The sequence below is a fragment of the Limnohabitans sp. genome (genome assembly GCF_040401495.1).
Classification (GTDB): Bacteria; Pseudomonadota; Gammaproteobacteria; order Burkholderiales; family Burkholderiaceae_C; genus Limnohabitans.
Map to the genome: position 1 here is coordinate 1 of NZ_JBBAOI010000030.1, position 19,447 is coordinate 19,447.

Sequence of the window (19,447 nt, forward strand, 5' to 3'; positions counted from 1 at the left end):
AAAGCGGTGCTGCTCGTCGATGATGGCCAAGGCCAGCGCTTTGAACTGCACCTTGTCTTGAATCACGGCATGGGTGCCCACCACCAGCGCGGCTTGACCACTGGCCACCAAAGCAAGCATGGCATCGCGTTCTTTTTTCTTTTGGCTGCCGGTGAGCCACGCTACCTGCAAGCCCAGCGGCGTGAGCACCGGTTCTAGCCAGCCAATCAGTTTTCGGAAATGCTGCTCGGCCAAGATTTCGGTGGGCGCCATCAAAGCACATTGCCAACCCGCGTCTATGCACTGTGCTGCAGCGAGTGCCGCCACCACGGTTTTGCCCGAGCCCACATCGCCTTGCAGCAAACGGTGCATGGGCACGGCACGGGCCAAGTCGTTGGAGATTTCACCCACCACGCGATGTTGGGCGCTGGTCAGCTGAAACGGCAGCGCCACATGGAGTTGCGCCAGCACACCTTGGGGGCTGTGGCTGTGCAGCAGCAGCGGGGCGTTGAGCAACTGCCGCTCTCGCTTGGCCTGCAATTGCGAGAGTTGCTGTGCCAGCAATTCCTCGGCCTTGAGGCGCTGCCAAGCCGCATGGGTGTGGTCTTGCAACTGCGCCAAGGACACGCTGGCTGTGGGGTGGTGCAAAAACTGCAGCGCTTGCGCCAAGCCCCAACTGTGGGGCGGCAAGTGCTGGGCAGGAATGGTTTCGGCGAATGCCGCGCTACGCAAGGCCTGCGCCAAACCGCCTTGCACCGCTTTGCGGATATAGGCTTGGGGCAACTCTGCACTGCTGGGGTACACAGGCGTCAAAGCGGTGGCCAAAGCGCCACCAGCGGCTTGGACGCTGGGATGCATCATGGTGCGGCCCATGAAGCCGCCGCGCACCTCGCCACGCAAACGCACGTGACGACCCACTTCCAAGGCTTTTTGCATATTGGGGTAGAAATTGAAAAACCGCAGGGTGCAAGTGTCGCTGCCGTCGTCCACCACCGCTTGCAGTTGGCGGCGCGGTTTGAACACCACTTGGCAGCTTTGCACCACGGCTTCAATTTGCACCGTCTCGCCGTCGCGGGCATCGGCCAGCTTGACCAACTGGGTTTCGTCTTCGTAGCGAAACGGCAGGTGCAGCGCCAAATCCACGGGGCGCAACAAGCCCATTTTGCGCAAAGCTTTTTGTGGTGCGCTCAGGGGCTTGGCCGCTGGCGCTGTGGGCTCAGATGCTCCAGCGCCAGCCATGCAAGACCATCTCCAAGACCTTGATGAGCAAGATCAACACCATGGGCGACAAGTCCAAACCAGCCACAGTAGGCAACAAGCGTCGAACAGGGCGAAGCAAAGGCTCGATCAAGCTTTGAATCCAGTAGACCGTGGACTCGTCCACCCGCAGCCAAGACACCGCAATCCCAATCACCAACAACCAAAACAACGAGGACAAAAGCAAGCCCAGCAAGTCCAGCACCGCACCCAGCACAATCGACACAGGATTCAAGCCAGCGCCAAACAACACAGCCATCACTGCAGCTTGCACCAGCATCACCAAGAAAGCAGCTATCAAACTGCCCAGATCAATGCGCCCCACTTTGGGCAAGATGCGTCGCAGTGGCAGCACCAGCCAATCGGTCAAGCCCACCACCCATGCGCCTGCACTGTTGCCTAAGCCCACACGCAAGCCAAGCCACAACATATAGGCACGCAACAGGCACATACCAGCTAGCAAGCTGGCGATGGTTTGCACCACCATCACAACAATGGAATTCAACATAGCTTGGTCTTTCTCGTCATGCTGTATTGCACCATACCGCAGGGGCGGTGCGAGAATAACGGCCATCTTCACTTGGAACGGGCCTGTCCAGCCCTCAAGACCATGCTTAATACGCCGCCACGCTCATTTGTTCTGAGCGATTTCGACTTTCACCTCCCCACTGATTTGATCGCCCAAACCCCTGCGCCTGAGCGCAGCGCCTCGCGCTTGCTAGATGGCCGTGGCGATATGCCGATAGACCGCATCTTCAAAGACCTGCCCGCTTTGCTGCACAAAGGCGACTTGCTGGTGTTCAACGACACACAGGTGGTGCCCGCCCGTTTGTTTGGCGAAAAGCCCAGCGGCGGGCAACTCGAGTTGTTGGTGGAGCGGGTTTTGCCTTTTGTTGATGGTCAGCCCCCCCACCAAGTGGTGGCGCACATGAAGGTGAGCAAAAAACCGGCTGTGGGTGCCATGCTGCGCATGTTCAACCAAGCCGGTACTGCGGTGAAATTTGAAGCCACGCTACTTAGCCGATGGCCTGATGCAGACGGGCCACTGTTTCGCTTTGCTTTCAACGACGAGCCGCTTAGCTTGATGCGCGCCCACGGCCATGTGCCTCTGCCGCCTTACATCGAGCGCAACAAACACAGCATGCACCCCGAGGATCTGCAGCGTTACCAAACTGTGTTCGCCAAACACCCTGGCGCAGCGGCGGCGCCCACGGCGGCGCTGCATTTTGATGCGCCCCTGCTGGCAGCTTTGCAAGACAAGGGTGTGCACCGCGCCAGCGTCACCTTGCATGTGGGTGCGGGAACGTTTTCGCCGGTGAAAACCGAAAACATCGCTGAACACCGCATGCACAGCGAGTGGTACAGCATTCCCTCTGCCACCTTGCAAGCCATCGCCGATTGCCATGCCCGAGGCGGGCGGGTGGTGGCGGTGGGCACGACCACGGTGCGCACGCTGGAGAGCTGGGCTTTATCGGGTCAGCATGAGGGGGACACCGCCATCTTCATCACCCCAGGCTTTCAGTTTCAGGTGGTTGATGTGTTGATCACCAACTTTCACCTGCCCAAATCCACTCTGCTGATGCTGGTGGCGGCGTTTGCGGGCTTTGAGCGGATGCAGGCTTTGTACGCGCATGCCATTGAACAACGTTATCGGTTTTTCAGCTATGGAGATGCGATGCTTTTGTCGCGTCGCAACTGAGCCCCCAAAAAGCCCCGCGCCACAGGCTCGGCCTCGCCTCCATGCTTGCACAACGTCGGCTACGGCCGACCTGCGGCACGAGGCTTGGTGTTCCAGCGCCATGGCGTACATGGCGGATGCCGCAATGGCGCGGGTATCGGTGAAATCGATGATGGACTTGAACTTGGGACCGTTGGAACCCGCCGTAAAAACGCTATCCACCTTGTTCATTCGTAGTCCTTGTCCGGCTCTTTGGGCGGCTCAATATCTCCCAAGTCATAGCCCTTCAATATGCCCATGTATGCACTCATGGGTTGAAGTGCTTTGATCACTATTTCATTTCCTCTTATTTCAAATTCAATGGGCGATCCGGGGGAAAGACCTAGTTCATCCATGATGGATTCAGGCAATGTAACGAGTCCATCATGCTCAACTGTTGCTGTTTTCAAGATGGTTTCATATCCTTACTTTTGAATGACTCAAATAACTATATAAGTAAACTGCCCCCATGCTGACATTCGACCTGATCAAAACCGAGGGCCTGGCCCGCCGTGGCCGCCTCACCCTCAACCACGGCGTGGTGCAAACGCCCATCTTCATGCCGGTGGGTACTTACGGCACGGTCAAGGGCGTGATGCCGCGCAGCCTTCACGAAATGGGTGCGCAAATCATTTTGGGCAACACCTTCCATTTGTGGATGCGCCCGGGACTGGACATCATGAAAAGCTTTGGCGGTTTGCATCTGTTTGAAAAATGGGACAAGCCCATACTCACCGACAGTGGCGGTTTTCAGGTGTGGAGCCTGGGCGCGATGCGCAAGATCACCGAGGAAGGCGTGCATTTCGCGTCACCCGTTAATGGCGACAAATTGTTCATGTCGCCTGAGGTGAGCATGCAAATTCAGACCATATTGAACAGCGACATCGCCATGCAGTTGGACGAATGCACGCCGTACGAGACCAACGGCCAACTCACCACCGAAGCCGAGGCGGCCAAAAGCATGGAGATGAGCCTGCGCTGGGCACGTCGCTCGCAAGACGAGTTTGCCAAGCTGAACAACCCCAACGCCTTGTTTGGCATTGTGCAAGGAGGCATGTTCGAGAACTTGCGCCAAGCGTCGCTGGAACAACTGGTGGCCATGGACTTCCCTGGCTATGCAGTGGGTGGTGTGAGCGTGGGCGAGCCCAAAGACGAAATGCTGCACATCATGGCGCACACCCCGCACCGCTTGCCCGCCCACAAGCCGCGCTACCTGATGGGCGTGGGCACACCGGAAGATTTGGTCGAAGGTGTGCGCTGCGGCGTGGACATGTTCGACTGTGTGATGCCCACCCGCAACGCCCGCAACGGCACGCTGTTCACTCGCTATGGCGACTTGAAACTGCGCAATGCCCGCCACAAAGCCGACCCGCAACCCATCGACCCCAGTTGCACCTGCCACGCGTGTGCAGGCACCTCGGGTGTGTCATGGAACGATGGTGGGCGCGAAGGTTTCAGCCGCGCCTATATTCACCATTTGGACCGCTGCGGCGAAATGCTCGGCCCCATGCTGGCCACCATCCACAACCTGCACTACTACCTGAACCTGATGCAAGAGGTGCGCGATTCACTGGACGCGGGGGACTTTGCGGGGTTTGTGGCGAGGTTTAAGGGGGACAGGGCAAGGGGGGTTTGAGGGCGACTGGGGTCGGTAAATTTGGCTTGACTAGGATCTGGACTTCCAAATGGAGGGGTCTCTGCCACCATGAAATACAGCCAAGACCACGATACGAGATTTGTCTGCGCGAAAGTAAACGCTGTATGGAAAACGATTGGCGACAACGCGTCGAATGTCCTCTTTAACAATAGCAAACTGAAGAGGATTTATTGAGGCCAGCGATATGCAGCGGTCAATTTCGGCAATGAACTCAAGACCAAGACCCAATCGTTTGCTGTCATACCATGCAGTTGCTTCGATGAATTCTGCACTAGCGGCCCGATTAAAAGCGATGGGCAGGGTCATTGCCTGATTTTGGCAAGAGCGGCTGCTTTAACGTCATCCCATGCAATCACATCATCGGGATTTGCCAGATGGTCTGCGAGGCGGCGGTCTAATTCTAATTTTTGTGCTTCCGTCAACGACGGCACTAAACCACGACTGACGATACCGGTCCATATAGCCTCGGCCAGTTCGATCTGCTCGTCAATATCAAGCACGCTTGCTTGCTGTAAGAGTTGCGCTTTCATAATCGCAGTCCTGTTCATATTCAATGAAATTATTCTAGCCCGCCTAACTGTTTTGTTTCTACGCGGCTTGATCACCGGGCGATACTTTGCGCCTTAGCAAAAACTTCGTCGGCGTCTATGCTGTTGACTTCTCCGCGATCATGTTCGGCCAAGCGGCGCTCAATCTCAAGCTCCCAGGCTGCCTCAACTTCGGCAATGGCTGGTTCATGGAGTGACTCAAGCAGAATATCTACCAAGCGTGAACGATCTTGCGGCAAAAGAGCTTTGCCGCGCTGTGCGAGTTCTGTAACTTGATCGTGCATAACAATCTCCGTTGAGCAGACACCTGAAGTTTATAACGCTTGGCAAACAGTAGCTTTGAAGCGTGGACTTGTGGCGAAATGCTGGGCCCCATATGAGGCCACTCAAGCAATTGCTATCAAAGCGACTCTTGACCCACAGGCGCACCAAATGACACTTTATCCTGAAGATTTTTTGCAGTCATCCCCGCTACCAAGTCTTCAAGTTTGTATTCCACCTTGTCGCAAGGTTCAATGACAATGCGCCCTTTTTCAGCTTTGATGGTCACACGTTGCTCCAAGTCAAAGTTCGCCAACTTCATCGCGGCGACACTGAGTCTGAGGGCGGGGCTATTGCCCCATTTGCGAATCACGGTTTCCATGTGGCGTCTCCAAATGTAGTTACATTGCAGATACTTTATTCAATGTCGACGAATCCATCGAAGTGCAGCTGACTTTCTCGACAACGCTACTCGTCATGCGTCCACATGCGCAGCACCTCGCACACCAAACGATTTTGAAACCAGTCTTTTCAATTGGACTTGCCGTGTCGAAGGTCTTGCGTCAATTTGCCAAACGCCAACACATCGGCATCATGGGCAGGCTCGATCCAAGGTTCTGCCAATGCGGCTTGGTACCAGGCTTGCATGGCGGGCAAGGCCAGCAGTGTTTGCACATAGGCCATGCAAGGCGCGGACAACGTCAGGCCATAGGTCTGCACCCGAAACGCCACTGGGCAGAAAAACGCATCCACCGCGCTGAACTGCGCGCCCGCCAGAAACGGCCCACCAAAGCGCGCTAAGCCCTCGGTCCACAGGTTTTGCAAACGCCGCAAGTCTTGTTGCAGTCCGTCTGGCAAGGGCAGGTGCAGTGCCACCCGTACGCCGCAACTCATGGAGCAGGTGTTGCGCAGCGCGCCAAAGCCCGAATGCATTTCAGCCGCTGCACTGCGCGCCCATGCGCGGGCGTTTTTATCAGCGGGCCAAACGGCGCTGTGTTGCTCGGCCAGATACTCGGCAATGGCCAAGGTGTCCCACACGGTGTGCTCACCATCGACCAACACAGGGACTTTGCCAGTGGGCGAGAACGCCTCAAAGCCTGTAGGTCCCCCGCCCATGGGAAAAGGGTGCAGGCTTTCTTCAAAAGGCACACCCAAGGTGGTCATGAGCACCCAAGTGCGCAGCGACCAAGAGGAATAGTTTTTGTTGGCAATGTGAAGTTTCATCGCTTTACTTTGCTTCAAATGTACTCATTCAAAAAGGCTTTGACCGCTTGTACCGAAGGCAGTGGCGCTTCCTCATGCACCACATGGCCCGCTTGCGGGATACTGGCCAGCACGGCGTGGGGGATGGCTTTCAGGTAATCCTGCGCATTGCTGATGGGGATGAAGGCATCTTTGTCGCCCCACACCAGCAGCACTGGCATCTTCAAGTTCTGCAGGCGCGGCACGGGGTCGCTGTTGCGGGTTTGGCGCATACGCTCGATCAAGGCGGCACGCACCCCAGGCGCTCGCATCATGTCTTGGTAACGGCGCAGGGTTTGGGGGTTGAGCAACGTGTCATCGCCATAAGCGGGTGCCACGCCCATTTTCAAAGCCCAAGCGGGCAAGCTGTACTTCATCAGCCCCAGCCAAGGCGAGACCTTATAGGTCTGCTCGGAGGTTGAGCGCGGATCAGGAAAGCCATCGGGGGAGACCAGCAGCAAATGGCTGACCCGCTCGGGGTGGGCCGCCGCAAAGTTCCATGCGATGCGCCCTCCCATGGAATGCCCGCCCAGCGCCACGTGTTGCAAACCCAGCTGATCGAGAAGCGCCAGCAAGCGGGCCACATCCGCTTCATCCGAGTAATCGTTGTTCACCGCGGGTCCGGTCAAGCCAAACGCCGGCACATCCATACGCACCACCCGCCACTGCTTCTCTAACTCAGCAGCCCAAGCGTCCCAAGTCTGCAAACTGGCGCCAAAGCCGTGCAATAAAACCAGCGTGGGAGCGTCACGTGGGCCGGTGTCTTGAATGAAATAAGCCTGATCTCCAACCATCAACTGCGCAGTGCCAGTCCCTGCGTAGCTTTGCAGCAAGCGCTCGCGGGAGAGATCAGGCGTCCAAGCCAACCACAGCGACAGGGTAAGAAAAAGGGCAGCCAACATGGCAAAAGCTTTCATAGAAGAACCCACTCTAGCAAAGCCGCGGGTGGTGGTTGTTTTGCTAAGCGCTTGCGCCACCCAACAATTTGACATCAGTTCATCCAACGGTGCAGAGCCTTCTTTCACTGAAAACCAAACCTTTTGGGTGGGTGGCCTGGGTCAAGAAGCCCAAGTCGACGGTGCCAAAGCCTGTGGCGACGCCAGCAAAGTCGCACGTGTGCAAACCATGCAGACGCCAGGCAATATCGGTTTAACGATTTTGACATTGGGCATTTACGCGCCACGCCAATTAGCCATCACTTGCACCCCTTAAAGGACCCCATCCATGCGCCGTTTTTTCCCTGCCCTGCTGCTGTGTTTAGCCCTCAGCGCCTGCTCCACCCAAAGCGTGGTGTTGCAAAACAATCCGTCCGTCTTGAAGCAAAACGAAATGCAACACTTTTTTGTGTCTGGACTGGGACAAACCCAAAGCATCAATGCCGCCGAGGTGTGTGGTGGAGCCAACCGAGTGGTCAAAGTTGAACGGGTGCAAAGCGGGTTGAATATTTTGTTAAACACGCTCACCAATGGCATTTACACGCCCTATACCGCCAAGGTTTACTGCAACGAATAAGCTTTCTACGCGCGTCGCGCGGTTTTACGTGGCTTGGCTTGAGCGCCTGTTTTTGCGGCTGGTCGCGGCTTGGCAGCTGCCGGCTTTGTGCTGGCAGGTTTTTTTGCTGCAGGTTTTACGCTTGCTGTGGCCGCGCTGTGCTGCTGCATCTCTTGCATGGTCTTGGCGGCAATGCTTTGAAATTGCTGGCTAATGGCGCCCCACCATTGCATGGGGTCAACCACAGGTGCCGCCGTCTTGTCAGCAGAGCTGGCTTGCCCCGTCTTCGCCTTGCCAGTCATGGCCGAGGCCACATCGGCCATGCCAAGGTTCATGCCTTGCAAGGTTTCCAAGGTCATGCGTTGCACCTCCAAGGCTTGAATCGTGGCGCTTAACGCTTTGGCGTTTTGGTCTAACCAAAACTGCACCGACTTCAACTCTTGAATACGCTTTTCCAACTCCTTAGGGTCCAACGTGGGCGTGACCCACTGCGCGGCTTGGGGCAGACCGGCGGCCCCACCGGCAGCGGCAAACTGCTTTAAAAAATCAAAGCCAGGCATGATGGATTCGAAGTTGAACGGGGATGCGCTGGCCATGGTTTTTCCTTTTCAGTGTTGATGCTCGCCATGCTGGGGCTTGTCTTTGCCGCCCATGGCCATTTTTTTTGCCACAGCGTGAACTTCTTGCTGGGTTTTAACACCTGCGGCATCTTCGAACAACAAGGTGATGACTGCATGCTCGCCTTCGGCCAAGGGCGCTTTCAAGTCCATCAACATCACATGGTAGCTGCCAGGCTTTAAAGCCACGGTTTGACCAGCGGGTAAATCCAGCGCCTTGACGGCTTGCATTTTCATGACGTCTTTGTCCATTTTCATTTCATGCACCTCAGCCATGGGTGTGAGCGCGGTTTTCACGCCGACCAAGCGGGTGGCCTTCTTCGCTGTCAAGTTCATGAAGACGCCGGTGGCTTTTTGACCCTGACCGGTGGCACGAACCCATGCGTCAGTAACCTCGACTTGCGCGTGCACTGAAGTGGCCGCCAAGACAATCACAGCGCAAAGTAATTTTTTCAACATGGTGTTTCCTTTAGGGTGAGGTTCGTTCAGTGATAAAGCCGATTTGCGTCATGCCCGCTCGTTGCGCCGCTGCCATGGCTTGGGCCACCCGCTCGTAGCGCACGGCGCGGTCGCCTCTGATGTGAAGAGGCGATTGAGGTTTCTTTTGCGCGGCCTCTTGCAACAAGCTTTGCAATTTGGTGTCGTCCACGGCCGTATCGTTCCAGAAATATTTGCCCTCGGCGTCCACTGTCAAACGAATGGTTTGCGGCTTGGCGTCTTGCGGCTGGTTGCTGGCGCGGGGCAACTCGATATTGACCGCGTGCTTCATCACCGGAATGGTGATGATGAAAATGATGAGCAGCACCAACATGACGTCCACAAACGGCGTCATGTTGATCTCGTTCATGACCTCGTCGCTATCGTCTTGGGTACCAAATGCCATGGTCTACCCCTTGGTTTTCACACGCGAACCCGTCACCAGCAAAGCATGCAGGTCATGAGCAAAACGGTTCATGCGGGTGATGACGGCTTTGTTGCCACGTACCAAGGCGTTGTAGCCCAGCACCGCAGGAATCGCCACCGCCAAGCCCAGCGCTGTCATGATCAGCGCCTCGCCAATGGGGCCCGCCACTTTGTCGATGGTGGCTTGACCCGCCATGCCAATTTGCATGAGCGCGTGGTAAATGCCCCAGACCGTGCCGAACAAACCCACAAATGGCGCGGTTGAACCCACTGAGGCCAAAATGGCCATGCCAGACTGCAGTTGTGCGGTGGCGTCGTCGATGGTGTTTTGCAAGCTGCGTGTGACCCAGTCGCTGGTATCGAGTTCTTTGAGCAACTCGGCTTGTGTGCCGCCACTCTTCAAATGCGCCAAGGCTTCTTCACCGCGCATGGCCAGCGCTGTGAAAGGGTTGCCCTCCTCATTGCCCAAAGCCTGCAAGCCACCCGCCACATTCGGGCTGTGCCAAAACGCTTCGATGCGGGAGGCCTGACTGCGGGTGCTGAGCAGATTGAGCGACTTCACAATGATGACTATCCACGAGGCCAGCGACATGGCGAGCAGCAAGAGTGCCACGAAGCGGGTGACGGCGTCGCCCTCGGTCCATAAGTTGATGAGTCCAAATTCGTTGTTCATAACTGCTCTTTATTCCAAAGTAAATTGAATCGGTACTTGCCACCACATGGCTTCTGCCACACCGCCTCGCTTGCCTGGCACATAGCGCCCGCGCATAGCCGCCTCCATCGCCGACTTGTCGAGTCTCTCAAAGCCGCTGCTGGTGAGCAACTCCACCTTTTGCGCCAGCCCGTCTTCACCGATCAGCACCCTCACCACCACCCTCCCCTGCTCGCCCAAGCGCTTGCTCATGCGCGGGTAATCAGCCTGTAGATTGTGCAGGTAGTCGGCTTTGGCGGAAGGCAACTCCACCTTGGGCGGCGGCGGGGGCGGCGCTGCTGCTGCGGGAGGAGGGCTGGGGGGAGGAGGTGGCGGGGGTGCCGGTGCGGCCGAAGGCACCGCGGGTGCTGTGGGCGCTGCTGTGGGCGCACTCAGCACCGCAGCTGGCGCGGGGCTCACCACGGGTGGCGCAGGTGTCAAGACCGGCTGCACGGTTTGTGGCGGTGGCGGGGTCGGCACAGGCTTAGGTGGCTCCACCGGTTTGGGTGGTTCGGGCGGCTTAAGGGGGGGAGGAGGCGGGGGCGGGGGCGGTTCTGCTTGGCTGATGGCCATGACTGGCAGCACCACTTCCACCATGCGCTGCAGCAGGCCTTGGTGCAAAGCCCACAGCGCAGCGACGTGGAACAACACGACGCTGGAGACGATGACGGGGGTGCGGGATGCGCTCACACAGGGGACTAATTAGCCAAACCAAATAGGTGATTGTGCCTAAAGCGAGTTCAGTGCTGGTGTTGTTCGGACTGTGCAGGGGCTTTGGGCGTTTGCACATAAACCTCCACCTTGACTTCGCCCGACCGCTTGAAGGTCAGCCAAACAGGAAAACGGTCGCCGTCTTTCAAAGGCTGTTTAAGGCCTAGCAACATCAAGTGGTAGCCATTGGGGTTTCCTTTGGCAACAGACACTTCCCCACCTGCAGGAATTTCTATGCTGCTTAAGGGGCGCATTTTCATGACGTCGCCGTCCATGGTCATTTCATGGATTTCTACCTTGTCAGCCACTTGGGTTTTGGCTGACAACAATTGATCCGTCTCTTTGCCGGCGTTTTTGATGCCTTTGAAATACACCGCACCATTTTGCGAACCCGCCAAAGAAGGCGTTGCATAAGGATGGCGTATGAACAAGTCACCCAGCTCAAAGCCGTGGGCTTGTGCCGGCTGTGCCAGCAATAACCCCCAACACAGTACCAAGAGGTGTGAGGCGAGAAGTTTGAAATAGTTTGTCATGGTTTTCCTTTCAGTGTTATCAATGTGCCCATTTCAGCTCCGCCAACAAAGTGCGGCCTGGGTACAGGTGGTAGTTCCAGTACTGGTTGTTATTCAGGTTGTCAATGCCCACGGCGCCTGACCATTGCTTGTCGAATTGGTAGAACAAGCGGGTATCGATGGTGAAATATTTGCTCACGCCGGTGTAGGTGAAGCCATTCACGTCATAGTTGCCAAGCTGCGAATACTGCTTGCCGCTGTAGCGGGCCGCTACTGACGTGCTTAGCTTATCGTTCCAGTGGTACAGCGCCAAACCGGTGGCTCGCCACATGGGTACGCGTGGTTGGAATTTGTTGATGGTGTTGAAACTGGTGCCTGTGTTGCTACTGTAGTCATAACCCGAATTTTCTTTGATGCGTGAATTCGCATAGGTCAAACTGCCTGACAAATCCAACCCCTTGAGCAACACATCAGAGTCCAAGGCATACAACTCCAAGCCATCGGTTCGCATACGCCCCACGTTGGTGATCCGCTTGGTGGTGGTGCTGGTGTTCAAGCTGTCGACCTTCACCTCGGAGAAAATCGAATCTCGCACTGTCTCGGTGAACAAGGTAATGCGCAACAGGCCGGTGCCGGTGTCTTTTTCGGCGCTTAGCTCGGTGGTTCTGGAGCGCTCGGGTTTGAGCAGAGGTTCGTTCATAAAGGTTTGACCGCTGGCCGCAGCGGCTGCAGTGGTCGAGCCGTACAACTCGGACACCGTGGGCATTCGCACTGCTCTGCCAGAAGACGCTTTCAGCACCCATTGCGGCGAGGCTTGGAAGGACACCGCGGCTTTAGGCGAGTAATAGGTTTCATGGCGATTGGCATAGCCCTCGGAGGTGGTGGAAGTGACCGTCACCAAATCGGTGGAGCTGAAATTGTTTTTCTTGTTGTAACCGTTTGCCGCTTTCCATGATTCAGCCCGAACACCTAACACCGCTTTCCAACCGGGCAAAAAAGCCCACGCATCTTGGGCATACAGACTTTGTGAGCCGGTTTGACCGCCCAAGTCCGAGGTCATGGTGCCTTGAGGGCTGCTGAGCCAACTGCCGCTGGTGAGCTGCACTTGGCTGTTGAGGGTGCGCAGTTTGTAAACGTCTTGCGCATAACCAAAGTCCACGGTGTGTGCGCCCGCAGTACCTTGCGGTCGCCAAGTGCCTTTCAAGGCCAAAGTCATCCAACCCGTGCCATCCATGTCCGTCATCGTGGCGGGGTAGTACTTGGCGCCGTTTTGGTTGTAGGCGGCCTCATTGCTGCTGCTGTTGCTGACCCGTGTTGCTTGGGCGCGGCTGATGGACTGCTGAAAGTCGTACAGGCTGGTGGCCGCCTCCCAGTCCCACACACCTTGGGTATGGGTTTTGAGGGACAGGCCATGCATCAGGTGCTCCCAGTTGTCCTGGGAGCCCAAAAATTCGGTGCCCGTCATGCTGTAGTAACTACCGTCCACCTTGACTTTGGAGGCGTAGTAAAGCGGCGCACCGGTGCTGGTGCTGAGGTAGGTGTCGGCACTGCCGCGTGAATCGTTTTGCCATAGCCCTAGGGTGTAGCTGGCACGTATGCTTGGGGTCAGGTCATAGGCCAACTTCAGCTTGCCGTGGTCTTGCACCGTGTGGTACTGGGTGCTGGTGCCCAGCACACGACCGGCTTGGTTTTCGGTGCCAGGGACCAACACGCCGCCTGTGACATCGGTGGCGGTTCCAGACGTTGTTGTGGCCTTCCATGCAAATGCCATGGGCTGGCCTTGGCTGTTCAAGTGACTGCCATTCAACCACCATGACCAATCCCCACTGCGTCCTCCCACCGACGCACTGCCTTGCATTCCCGCAAAGTCGCGGTTGGTTTGGTAGACATTGAAGTCTTGAATCGAACCACTGAGTTGCACATTCGCTTCAAATTTCTGCGGCATGCGCGTAACGTAATCAACGATGGCGCCCACCGAGTTGCCAGGGTAAGCAGCGGAGAACGGGCCGTACATCACATCCACCCGCTCGATTTCTTCAGGTGTGACCAAGCCCCAGCGCGGCGCATAAGTAGCTCCGTTGCCCAAATAGTTGGAGAGCAAGATGCCATCGGCATACACCGCGCTTCTTGCACTGTTGCCGGTTCCCGAGGCTCGGCTGGAGAGCACCGCGTGGTTGTAGTCGCCGATATAGCGCTTGCGCACCAACAAACTGGGAAAGTAACGCAAAGCGTCTTCGCTGTCGGTGGCGTTGATGGTTTTCTGTATTTGCTCTTTGGTGATGCCCTCCATGGTGGTGGGTATCTGGGTGGGCAAGGAAGTGGGTTGACCTGAGGTCACCGTCACCACGCCCAAGGACTTGCTCTGAGTGTTAACCGCATCGGCTGGATTGGCCGCCTCTTCTTGCGCCATGGTTACAAATGGCAGCAGGAGCGCACTTGCAAAAAACACGTTTTTGAAATTCATCACAACTCCGAAAAAGAAAACCACCCGCAACGCTGACACTTGTCAGACTTAGCGGGAACAGCTGTCGATCAGAGTTGGGCGGGAGGGCCTCGAGAAGGCAGCGGCGGCGCGGCGGCCGACGCGATATGGGCCGCTGCAGTAGGTTGCAGGGCGTGGGAGAGGGGAGAAGGTTGCGCAAGTTGCACTGTGCAAGGCGCAGGTGGCAAAGCCACTGGCAAGCACAAGGCGCAGTCCATTGTTCCGTGGCTGGGTACAGCGCTGTCGTTGCCGTCCATGGCCACCAGTTTGAGCATGCCGCCGCTGGTACACACCAGTTCGGTGGCCTTGGGCGCCACCAAAGAAGACGCCATCGCCACACCCAAAGACAAAGCAAACCACACCAGCACGAAGCGGGTGAGGTGGCGCAGTTGTCTGAAGGCTTGCATGGCGAAAGTGTACTCGCTTGGTTTTTCAGCCGAAATCGGCAGGTCGCTTGGCTTTCAATGCAGCCACGCCTTCGCGCACATCGGGGCCGGCAAAGCCCATGAATTCCAGCGCCAGCGAGGTGTCAAATGCGGGCCCTGCTTGGCGCAACCAGTTGTTCAAGGAATATTTGGTCCAGCGGATGGCGCTTTGGCTGCCATTGGCCAATTTGTCGGCCACCTCATAAGCCTTGTTCAGCAATTGATCGTCTTCCACGCACAAGGACACCAGTCCAATGCGCTCGGCCTCTTCGCCGCTGACCGCTTCGCACAGCAACAGGTAGTACTTGGCTTTGGCCATGCCGCACAACAAGGGCCAAATGATGGCCGCGTGGTCACCAGCGGCCACGCCCAAGCGGGTATGGCCATCGACGATCTTGGCGCTTTTGGCAGCAATGGAAATGTCGGCCAACAAACCTGCCACCAGTCCCGCACCCACAGCTGGGCCGTGCATGGCGCTGACGATGGGTTTGTCGCAGTTGATGACGTTGTAGACCAAGTCCCGCGCCTCTTTCCATACCCGTGTACGTACCTCGAAGTCCTCGGCCATGTCTTGTACCAGTTGCAAGTCGCCGCCTCCCGAAAACCCCATGCCCTCGCCACGCAACACCGCGCAACGCACGCTCTCGTCACGCCCCACGTCACGCCAAATCTCGCACAAGTCCTCGTGGCCCGCATGTCCTGCCGTGGGCAATTTGCCGTTCATGGCCTTCATTTGGATATCCAGCACGCTGTCCTTGGGGCCGCGACGGGTGATGGACAAGGTGGAGTAGACGCTGTAGTCAATGGTTTTCATGCGTTTCTTTGAATCAGAAGAAAAGCCGAATTGTGCCTGCAGGCTTTGCCCAACCTTGCGCTTTGTTGACCAAGGTCAAGGCGCAGCGTCATGGACAGGCGCACCATGGACCCTGTTGAATTCACAGGATGCCAGATGGATGCCGTCACCGCTCAGACATACAAACACCGACTCGTTATCGAACGCAATGCCTTGCTGGCGCAAATCGATGGACAGCGCGGCGGGCCGATCAGCCGCGCCGAAGCCGGCAGCGACGCTTTAGACAAGAGCGAGGACGACAACGCTCAAATACAAACTGGGCGAGACATCGCATTTGCCATCAACGAGCATGAAACCGCCGAATTGCTGGCCATCGACGCTTCACTGCTGCGCATCAAGCAAGGCGTTTATGGCTTGTGCGTGGACTGCGGCAGCCACATACCAGCGGCCAGGCTTGATGCCGCACCTCACACACTGCGCTGCGTCGGTTGTCAAACCAGCTTCGAAAAAACACATCCCGTTTGATTTTTTACAAGGAACACCATGTCTACTTTTCACGCCGTCGTTTGGATGGACCACGCCGAAGCCCATGTGCTGATGTTTGACAACGAACACGTGCAAGGCGAGCGTGTGCATTCACGCAGCAAGCACAGCCACCAAGGCAAGCACCCTGACAACAAGGCGTTTTATAACGAGATCGTGCAAGCCTTAGAAGGCAGCCATGAAGTGTTGTTAACCGGTGCCGGCACGGCTAGGACCGAATTCAAGACTTGGTGCGATAGCCACGCCAAGGCCTGTGCACACACCATCATTGAGAACATTCCCAGCGACCACCCCACCGATCCTCAGCTGATTGCTTTGGCTCGCAAGTACTTTGTGAAGTTCGACAAGATGGCAGGCGACCCTAGCCTGCTTTAAGCGGCGAGATGGTTTGGTCAATCGCACCAAAAACGCTTTGACCATCGCGCCCCTTGATCTCAATGCGTACCGTGTCACCGAACTGCATAAAGTCGGTGCTGGCTTTGCCGTCCAAGATGGTTTCTATGGCGCGTTTTTCGGCGATGCAGCTGTAGCCCTTGGGCCAGTCCTTGCGGCCATCGACCTCCACCGCCTTGTTGCTGACGGTGCCGCTGCCAATGATGCTGCCGGCTCGCACGTTGCGGGTTTTGCACAAATGGGCAATCAGTTGCCCAAAATGAAACGTCATTTCGGGGCCAGCCTCGCACATGCCTACACGTTTGCCATTCCAGTCGACCCGCATGCTTAAGTGCAAGCGACCTTGCTCCCATGCTTCGCCCAACTCGTCCAAGGTCACGGCCACGGGACTGAACGCGGTGGCGGGTTTGCCTTGAAGAAAGCCAAAGTTTTTGGCGAGTTCGTTGGGGATGAGGCGGCGCAGCGAGACATCGTTGGCAATCATCACCAAACGTATACCGTCCAAGGCCTGTTCGGACGTGGCTTGCATGGGCACATCGGCGGTGATCACCGCCACCTCGGCTTCGAAGTCAATGCCATAGTCAGTGCTGGGACACACCACATCATCGCAAGGGCCTAAAAAGTCGTCACTGCCACCTTGGTACATCAAGGGGTCTTCGTAAAAATTGGCAGGTACTTCGCTGTTGCGGGAAGCTCGCACCAACTCCACATGGTTCATATAGGCCGAGCCATCCGCCCATTGGTAAGCACGCGGCAAGGGCGCCATGCACAGCTTAGGGTCAAACGGGAACGCATGGCGTGCTTTACCTTGGTTCAAGGTCTGCGACACATCTTCCAGTTGGGGGGAGAGGAAGTTCCAGTCGTCCAAGACCTGTTGCAACTTGGTGGCAATGCCGCTCGCATAATGGGCAGTGGTTAAATCACGCGACACCACCACCAGTTGCCCATCGCGAGACCCGTCTTTGTAAGTAGCCAGTTTCATGCAAGCATTCTATCCAGCGTCATCTTTGCCGCGCCCATCGGTCTGGGGCTTGGTGGTGTTGGTGCTCGTCTTGCATTTATTGGGTTTGCAAACCCTCTCTACCTCGCTCAGTGGGCCCAAATTGTCCTTGCCTGCTCCCGTGGCACATCTGCGCTTATCTGCACCACCAGCCGCCGCCCCTGTTGAACTCAAGCCTTTGCCCCCTGTCACCAACGCTGGGCAAACGGCTGTGGCAAAGGTGGTCGCGCCGCCCTCGACCAGTTCGGGTACCACAGCACGTTTGGATACGGGCAACAAGCCCGAGGATGCGCCAACCAACCCGCCCAAACCCGACGAGACGCTCAGCGCTGTAACACCCGTCGCTGAGCCTGTGGAGGCCGCGACTGCGCCCACCCCAGAAATTGCCTTGCCCGCAGCACCCTTGCCTGACCCAGTGGTGCCACCCAAGGTTGAACCCCCTGCCGCTGCAGCGCCGCCCAGCGCCAACAACCCAGTAACTGCTACACCGCCTTGGCTGGCGCAAGCCAAGTTTGTTTGGCCAGACCCCAGCTTGCTTCAGTTTGAGTTAAGCGGCACCTCCAAAGGCGTGAAATACAGCGCCAGTGCCAGCATCAGTTGGAAGCACCAAGATAACCGCTACCAGTTGCGCCACGAAATTCAAGCATTTTTGTTTGGTAACCGCAGCCAAACCAGCGCAGGGCAATTGGGCACCACAGGCTTGTTACCCACACGTTTTGGCGACCAATTTCGCCAAGAGCAGGCGGCGCATTTCGACCGCGTCAAAGGGCTGTTGATTTACAGCGCGAACACGCCCAGCCAAGCCATAGAAGAAGGCGCACAAGACCGCGTCAGCATGTTTGTGCAGCTGGCTGCTGCCATGGCGGGTACACCCGATTTGCGAAATCTGGGGCAAACACTCAGCTTTCAAGTGGTGTCGGCCAAACAAGCCGAGGTGTGGACATTTGCGGTGCTTGGCACAGAAAAAGTCAAGCTGCCCGTAGGTGAGATTGACAGCTTGAAACTGCACAGGGTGGCGCGCAACGAGTACGACCAAAAACTTGACATTTGGCTCAGCCCTGCCTATGGCTATTTGCCAGCCCGCATACGCATTACCCAAGCCAATGGCGATGTGATTGAAGAAACCCTGAAATCGGTGGCCAAGCCCTGATCTCTGGTTGACAGTTACAGTAGCGGTTTTGAGTTGTTTGTAGCCCGATGAACGCTGTCACCTCCGCTGAAAAAGTCTCTCTCATCTCCTCTGATGCTTTGCGTAAGCAAGCTTTGGCAGACCTGCGCGCCGTGCTGCCCGCCCACGCGGTGCTGTCCTCCAGCGAAAACACCACGCCTTACGAATGCGATGGCCTCACCGCCTACCGCCAACGCCCCATGTGCGTGGTGCTGCCCGAAACCTACGCCCAAATACAAGACGTGCTGCGCACCTGTCACCGCTTGGGTGTGCCGGTGGTGGCGCGGGGTGCGGGCACCGGTTTGTCGGGCGGGGCCATGCCCCATGCGCAAGGTGTCACCTTGTCGCTGGCCAAGTTCAACCGCATTTTGAAGATGGATGCGCACAGCCGAACTGCGGTGGTGCAGTGCGGTGTGCGCAACTTGGCGATCAGCGAGGCCGCCGCGCCCTTGGGGCTGTACTACGCGCCAGACCCCTCGAGCCAAATCGCTTGCACCATCGGCGGCAATGTGGCGGAAAACTCGGGCGGTGTGCATTGCTTGAAATACGGCCTGACTTTGCACAACGTGTTGAAGGTCAAGGGCTTCACCATGGACGGCGAGCCCATCGAGTTTGGTGGCGACGCTTTGGACGCGCCGGGCTTGGACCTGCTGCCGCTGGTGGTGGGGTCGGAGGGCATGTTGGCCGTCACCACCGAGGTGACGGTCAAGCTCACGCCCAAGCCACAGTTGGCACGCTGCATCATGGCGAGTTTTGACGACCTGCGCAAAGCCGGTGACGCGGTGGCGGCCGTCATTGCCGCGGGCATCATCCCAGCCGGTTTGGAGATGATGGACAAGCCCATGACCGCTGCGGTAGAAGACTTTGTCCACGCGGGCTACGACCTGAGTGCAGAGGCGATATTGCTGTGCGAAAGCGACGGCACGCCCGAAGAGGTGGAAGAAGAAATTGGCCGCATGAGCGCGGTGCTGCAACGCTGTGGTGCCACTGCCATTGCGGTGAGCCGCGACGAGGCCGAGCGCCTGAAGTTTTGGAGTGGCCGCAAAAACGCGTTTCC

At 57.1% G+C, this 19,447-nt stretch carries 27 protein-coding genes; 8 read left to right on the plus strand and 19 right to left on the minus strand.

The window, feature by feature from the left end:
• Positions 1–1,218: DEAD/DEAH box helicase (locus AC9UEO_RS12595; protein WP_509534060.1), on the minus strand; the 1,218-nt coding region annotated here is incomplete at its 3' end.
• Positions 1,196–1,810: a YggT family protein gene (locus AC9UEO_RS12600; RefSeq protein ID WP_509534063.1), complete on the minus strand. Its 615-nt coding sequence runs from the start codon at positions 1,808–1,810 to the stop codon at positions 1,196–1,198. The genes AC9UEO_RS12600 and AC9UEO_RS12595, both read right to left, overlap by 23 nt.
• Positions 1,811–1,846: 36 nt before the next feature.
• On the opposite strand from AC9UEO_RS12600, the gene queA reads away from it, so the two are divergent.
• Positions 1,847–2,935 (plus strand): tRNA preQ1(34) S-adenosylmethionine ribosyltransferase-isomerase QueA, encoded by a 1,089-nt coding sequence (queA, locus tag AC9UEO_RS12605; protein ID WP_509534066.1) that lies wholly within the window; start codon positions 1,847–1,849, stop codon positions 2,933–2,935.
• Between the two features lie 206 nt (positions 2,936–3,141).
• Here the strand turns inward: queA and AC9UEO_RS12610 are convergent, their stop codons facing one another.
• Entirely contained in the window at positions 3,142–3,363 is a 222-nt protein-coding gene (locus tag AC9UEO_RS12610) for an AbrB/MazE/SpoVT family DNA-binding domain-containing protein (RefSeq protein ID WP_509534068.1), read from the minus strand.
• A gap of 59 nt (positions 3,364–3,422) precedes the next feature.
• On the opposite strand from AC9UEO_RS12610, the gene tgt reads away from it, so the two are divergent.
• Positions 3,423–4,589 (plus strand): tRNA guanosine(34) transglycosylase Tgt, encoded by a 1,167-nt coding sequence (gene tgt, locus AC9UEO_RS12615; RefSeq protein ID WP_509534071.1) that lies wholly within the window; start codon positions 3,423–3,425, stop codon positions 4,587–4,589.
• Between the two features lie 30 nt (positions 4,590–4,619).
• Here tgt and AC9UEO_RS12620 read toward each other — a convergent pair whose 3' ends face one another.
• The 6 genes from AC9UEO_RS12620 to AC9UEO_RS12645 all read right to left on the minus strand — a co-directional run bounded on the left by AC9UEO_RS12620 (position 4,620) and on the right by AC9UEO_RS12645 (position 7,578).
• The gene (locus AC9UEO_RS12620; protein WP_509534074.1) at positions 4,620–4,916 is read right to left on the minus strand and encodes a type II toxin-antitoxin system RelE/ParE family toxin; all 297 of its coding nucleotides are present in this window, start codon (positions 4,914–4,916) and stop codon (positions 4,620–4,622) included.
• Complete coding sequence (locus AC9UEO_RS12625) at positions 4,913–5,140, minus strand: addiction module protein (RefSeq protein ID WP_509534077.1); 228 nt, start codon at positions 5,138–5,140, stop codon at positions 4,913–4,915. The genes AC9UEO_RS12620 and AC9UEO_RS12625 overlap by 4 nt, the downstream gene beginning before the upstream one ends.
• 71 nt (positions 5,141–5,211) lie before the next feature.
• Positions 5,212–5,442, minus strand: a complete 231-nt coding sequence (locus tag AC9UEO_RS12630) for an addiction module protein (RefSeq protein ID WP_509534080.1) — start codon at positions 5,440–5,442, stop codon at positions 5,212–5,214.
• A gap of 116 nt (positions 5,443–5,558) precedes the next feature.
• Positions 5,559–5,801, minus strand: a complete 243-nt coding sequence (locus tag AC9UEO_RS12635; RefSeq protein ID WP_509534083.1) for an AbrB/MazE/SpoVT family DNA-binding domain-containing protein — start codon at positions 5,799–5,801, stop codon at positions 5,559–5,561.
• A gap of 149 nt (positions 5,802–5,950) precedes the next feature.
• Positions 5,951–6,643, minus strand: coding sequence for a glutathione S-transferase family protein (locus AC9UEO_RS12640; protein ID WP_509534086.1), 693 nt, complete (start codon positions 6,641–6,643; stop codon positions 5,951–5,953).
• 14 nt (positions 6,644–6,657) lie between these two features.
• Entirely contained in the window at positions 6,658–7,578 is a 921-nt protein-coding gene (locus AC9UEO_RS12645) for an alpha/beta fold hydrolase (protein ID WP_509534089.1), read from the minus strand.
• Here AC9UEO_RS12645 and AC9UEO_RS12650 point away from each other — a divergent pair.
• Entirely contained in the window at positions 7,562–7,873 is a 312-nt protein-coding gene (locus AC9UEO_RS12650) for a Bor/Iss family lipoprotein (protein WP_509534092.1), read from the plus strand. The two genes, AC9UEO_RS12645 and AC9UEO_RS12650, sit on opposite strands and share 17 nt — an antisense overlap.
• A gap of 12 nt (positions 7,874–7,885) precedes the next feature.
• Complete coding sequence (locus AC9UEO_RS12655; RefSeq protein ID WP_509534094.1) at positions 7,886–8,173, plus strand: Bor family protein; 288 nt, start codon at positions 7,886–7,888, stop codon at positions 8,171–8,173.
• A gap of 5 nt (positions 8,174–8,178) precedes the next feature.
• Here the strand turns inward: AC9UEO_RS12655 and AC9UEO_RS12660 are convergent, their stop codons facing one another.
• From AC9UEO_RS12660 to AC9UEO_RS12700, 9 genes are all read right to left on the minus strand, one after another.
• Positions 8,179–8,748: a PhaM family polyhydroxyalkanoate granule multifunctional regulatory protein gene (locus tag AC9UEO_RS12660; protein WP_509534097.1), complete on the minus strand. Its 570-nt coding sequence runs from the start codon at positions 8,746–8,748 to the stop codon at positions 8,179–8,181.
• 12 nt (positions 8,749–8,760) lie between these two features.
• On the minus strand, positions 8,761–9,228 hold the full coding sequence (locus AC9UEO_RS12665; protein ID WP_509534100.1) for a copper chaperone PCu(A)C: 468 nt from the start codon (positions 9,226–9,228) through the stop codon (positions 8,761–8,763).
• 10 nt (positions 9,229–9,238) lie between these two features.
• On the minus strand, positions 9,239–9,652 hold the full coding sequence (locus AC9UEO_RS12670; RefSeq protein WP_509534103.1) for an ExbD/TolR family protein: 414 nt from the start codon (positions 9,650–9,652) through the stop codon (positions 9,239–9,241).
• 3 nt (positions 9,653–9,655) lie between these two features.
• Positions 9,656–10,345 carry a MotA/TolQ/ExbB proton channel family protein gene (locus AC9UEO_RS12675; protein WP_509534106.1) on the minus strand — a complete coding sequence of 230 codons (690 nt, stop codon included), beginning with the start codon at positions 10,343–10,345 and terminating at the stop codon, positions 9,656–9,658.
• A 9-nt stretch (positions 10,346–10,354) separates the two neighbouring features.
• Positions 10,355–11,053, minus strand: coding sequence for an energy transducer TonB (locus AC9UEO_RS12680; RefSeq protein WP_509534109.1), 699 nt, complete (start codon positions 11,051–11,053; stop codon positions 10,355–10,357).
• A 50-nt stretch (positions 11,054–11,103) separates the two neighbouring features.
• Complete coding sequence (locus AC9UEO_RS12685) at positions 11,104–11,607, minus strand: copper chaperone PCu(A)C (protein ID WP_509534111.1); 504 nt, start codon at positions 11,605–11,607, stop codon at positions 11,104–11,106.
• Between the two features lie 19 nt (positions 11,608–11,626).
• Positions 11,627–14,050 (minus strand): TonB-dependent receptor, encoded by a 2,424-nt coding sequence (locus tag AC9UEO_RS12690; RefSeq protein WP_509534114.1) that lies wholly within the window; start codon positions 14,048–14,050, stop codon positions 11,627–11,629.
• A 68-nt stretch (positions 14,051–14,118) separates the two neighbouring features.
• Positions 14,119–14,475 (minus strand): DUF2946 family protein, encoded by a 357-nt coding sequence (locus AC9UEO_RS12695; RefSeq protein ID WP_509534117.1) that lies wholly within the window; start codon positions 14,473–14,475, stop codon positions 14,119–14,121.
• A gap of 25 nt (positions 14,476–14,500) precedes the next feature.
• Positions 14,501–15,307: an enoyl-CoA hydratase/isomerase family protein gene (locus AC9UEO_RS12700; protein WP_509534119.1), complete on the minus strand. Its 807-nt coding sequence runs from the start codon at positions 15,305–15,307 to the stop codon at positions 14,501–14,503.
• 105 nt (positions 15,308–15,412) lie between these two features.
• Here AC9UEO_RS12700 and AC9UEO_RS12705 point away from each other — a divergent pair, with 105 nt between their 5' ends.
• The gene (locus tag AC9UEO_RS12705) at positions 15,413–15,811 is read left to right on the plus strand and encodes a TraR/DksA family transcriptional regulator (protein ID WP_509534122.1); all 399 of its coding nucleotides are present in this window, start codon (positions 15,413–15,415) and stop codon (positions 15,809–15,811) included.
• A gap of 18 nt (positions 15,812–15,829) precedes the next feature.
• Positions 15,830–16,204 carry a hypothetical protein gene (locus AC9UEO_RS12710; protein ID WP_509534125.1) on the plus strand — a complete coding sequence of 125 codons (375 nt, stop codon included), beginning with the start codon at positions 15,830–15,832 and terminating at the stop codon, positions 16,202–16,204.
• Here AC9UEO_RS12710 and AC9UEO_RS12715 read toward each other — a convergent pair.
• On the minus strand, positions 16,191–17,204 hold the full coding sequence (locus AC9UEO_RS12715; RefSeq protein ID WP_509534128.1) for a fumarylacetoacetate hydrolase family protein: 1,014 nt from the start codon (positions 17,202–17,204) through the stop codon (positions 16,191–16,193). The genes AC9UEO_RS12710 and AC9UEO_RS12715 overlap by 14 nt on opposite strands.
• Here AC9UEO_RS12715 and AC9UEO_RS12720 point away from each other — a divergent pair.
• Positions 17,203–18,372: a DUF3108 domain-containing protein gene (locus tag AC9UEO_RS12720; RefSeq protein ID WP_509534131.1), complete on the plus strand. Its 1,170-nt coding sequence runs from the start codon at positions 17,203–17,205 to the stop codon at positions 18,370–18,372. The two genes, AC9UEO_RS12715 and AC9UEO_RS12720, sit on opposite strands and share 2 nt — an antisense overlap.
• A gap of 47 nt (positions 18,373–18,419) precedes the next feature.
• On the plus strand, positions 18,420–19,447 hold a 1,028-nt coding region (locus tag AC9UEO_RS12725), incomplete at its 3' end, for an FAD-binding protein (RefSeq protein ID WP_509534133.1).

Excerpts from the sequence above, each read along its gene's own strand:
- AC9UEO_RS12640 (WP_509534086.1), bottom strand. The coding sequence starts at position 6,643 with ATGAAACTTCACATTGCCAACAAAAACTATTCCTCTTGGTCGCTGCGC.
- AC9UEO_RS12690 (WP_509534114.1), bottom strand. The coding sequence starts at position 14,050 with ATGAATTTCAAAAACGTGTTTTTTGCAAGTGCGCTCCTGCTGCCATTT.
- AC9UEO_RS12660 (WP_509534097.1), bottom strand. The coding sequence starts at position 8,748 with ATGGCCAGCGCATCCCCGTTCAACTTCGAATCCATCATGCCTGGCTTT.
- AC9UEO_RS12715 (WP_509534128.1), bottom strand. The coding sequence starts at position 17,204 with ATGAAACTGGCTACTTACAAAGACGGGTCTCGCGATGGGCAACTGGTG.
- AC9UEO_RS12675 (WP_509534106.1), bottom strand. The coding sequence starts at position 10,345 with ATGAACAACGAATTTGGACTCATCAACTTATGGACCGAGGGCGACGCC.
- AC9UEO_RS12705 (WP_509534122.1), top strand. The coding sequence starts at position 15,413 with ATGGACCCTGTTGAATTCACAGGATGCCAGATGGATGCCGTCACCGCT.
- AC9UEO_RS12685 (WP_509534111.1), bottom strand. The coding sequence starts at position 11,607 with ATGACAAACTATTTCAAACTTCTCGCCTCACACCTCTTGGTACTGTGT.
- AC9UEO_RS12650 (WP_509534092.1), top strand. The coding sequence starts at position 7,562 with ATGGCAAAAGCTTTCATAGAAGAACCCACTCTAGCAAAGCCGCGGGTG.
- AC9UEO_RS12720 (WP_509534131.1), top strand. The coding sequence starts at position 17,203 with ATGCAAGCATTCTATCCAGCGTCATCTTTGCCGCGCCCATCGGTCTGG.
- AC9UEO_RS12645 (WP_509534089.1), bottom strand. The coding sequence starts at position 7,578 with ATGAAAGCTTTTGCCATGTTGGCTGCCCTTTTTCTTACCCTGTCGCTG.
- AC9UEO_RS12630 (WP_509534080.1), bottom strand. The coding sequence starts at position 5,442 with ATGCACGATCAAGTTACAGAACTCGCACAGCGCGGCAAAGCTCTTTTG.
- tgt (WP_509534071.1), top strand. The coding sequence starts at position 3,423 with ATGCTGACATTCGACCTGATCAAAACCGAGGGCCTGGCCCGCCGTGGC.
- queA (WP_509534066.1), top strand. The coding sequence starts at position 1,847 with ATGCTTAATACGCCGCCACGCTCATTTGTTCTGAGCGATTTCGACTTT.
- AC9UEO_RS12600 (WP_509534063.1), bottom strand. The coding sequence starts at position 1,810 with ATGGCCGTTATTCTCGCACCGCCCCTGCGGTATGGTGCAATACAGCAT.
- AC9UEO_RS12670 (WP_509534103.1), bottom strand. The coding sequence starts at position 9,652 with ATGGCATTTGGTACCCAAGACGATAGCGACGAGGTCATGAACGAGATC.
- AC9UEO_RS12620 (WP_509534074.1), bottom strand. The coding sequence starts at position 4,916 with ATGACCCTGCCCATCGCTTTTAATCGGGCCGCTAGTGCAGAATTCATC.
- AC9UEO_RS12665 (WP_509534100.1), bottom strand. The coding sequence starts at position 9,228 with ATGTTGAAAAAATTACTTTGCGCTGTGATTGTCTTGGCGGCCACTTCA.
- AC9UEO_RS12655 (WP_509534094.1), top strand. The coding sequence starts at position 7,886 with ATGCGCCGTTTTTTCCCTGCCCTGCTGCTGTGTTTAGCCCTCAGCGCC.
- AC9UEO_RS12710 (WP_509534125.1), top strand. The coding sequence starts at position 15,830 with ATGTCTACTTTTCACGCCGTCGTTTGGATGGACCACGCCGAAGCCCAT.
- AC9UEO_RS12700 (WP_509534119.1), bottom strand. The coding sequence starts at position 15,307 with ATGAAAACCATTGACTACAGCGTCTACTCCACCTTGTCCATCACCCGT.
- AC9UEO_RS12695 (WP_509534117.1), bottom strand. The coding sequence starts at position 14,475 with ATGCAAGCCTTCAGACAACTGCGCCACCTCACCCGCTTCGTGCTGGTG.
- AC9UEO_RS12635 (WP_509534083.1), bottom strand. The coding sequence starts at position 5,801 with ATGGAAACCGTGATTCGCAAATGGGGCAATAGCCCCGCCCTCAGACTC.
- AC9UEO_RS12625 (WP_509534077.1), bottom strand. The coding sequence starts at position 5,140 with ATGAAAGCGCAACTCTTACAGCAAGCAAGCGTGCTTGATATTGACGAG.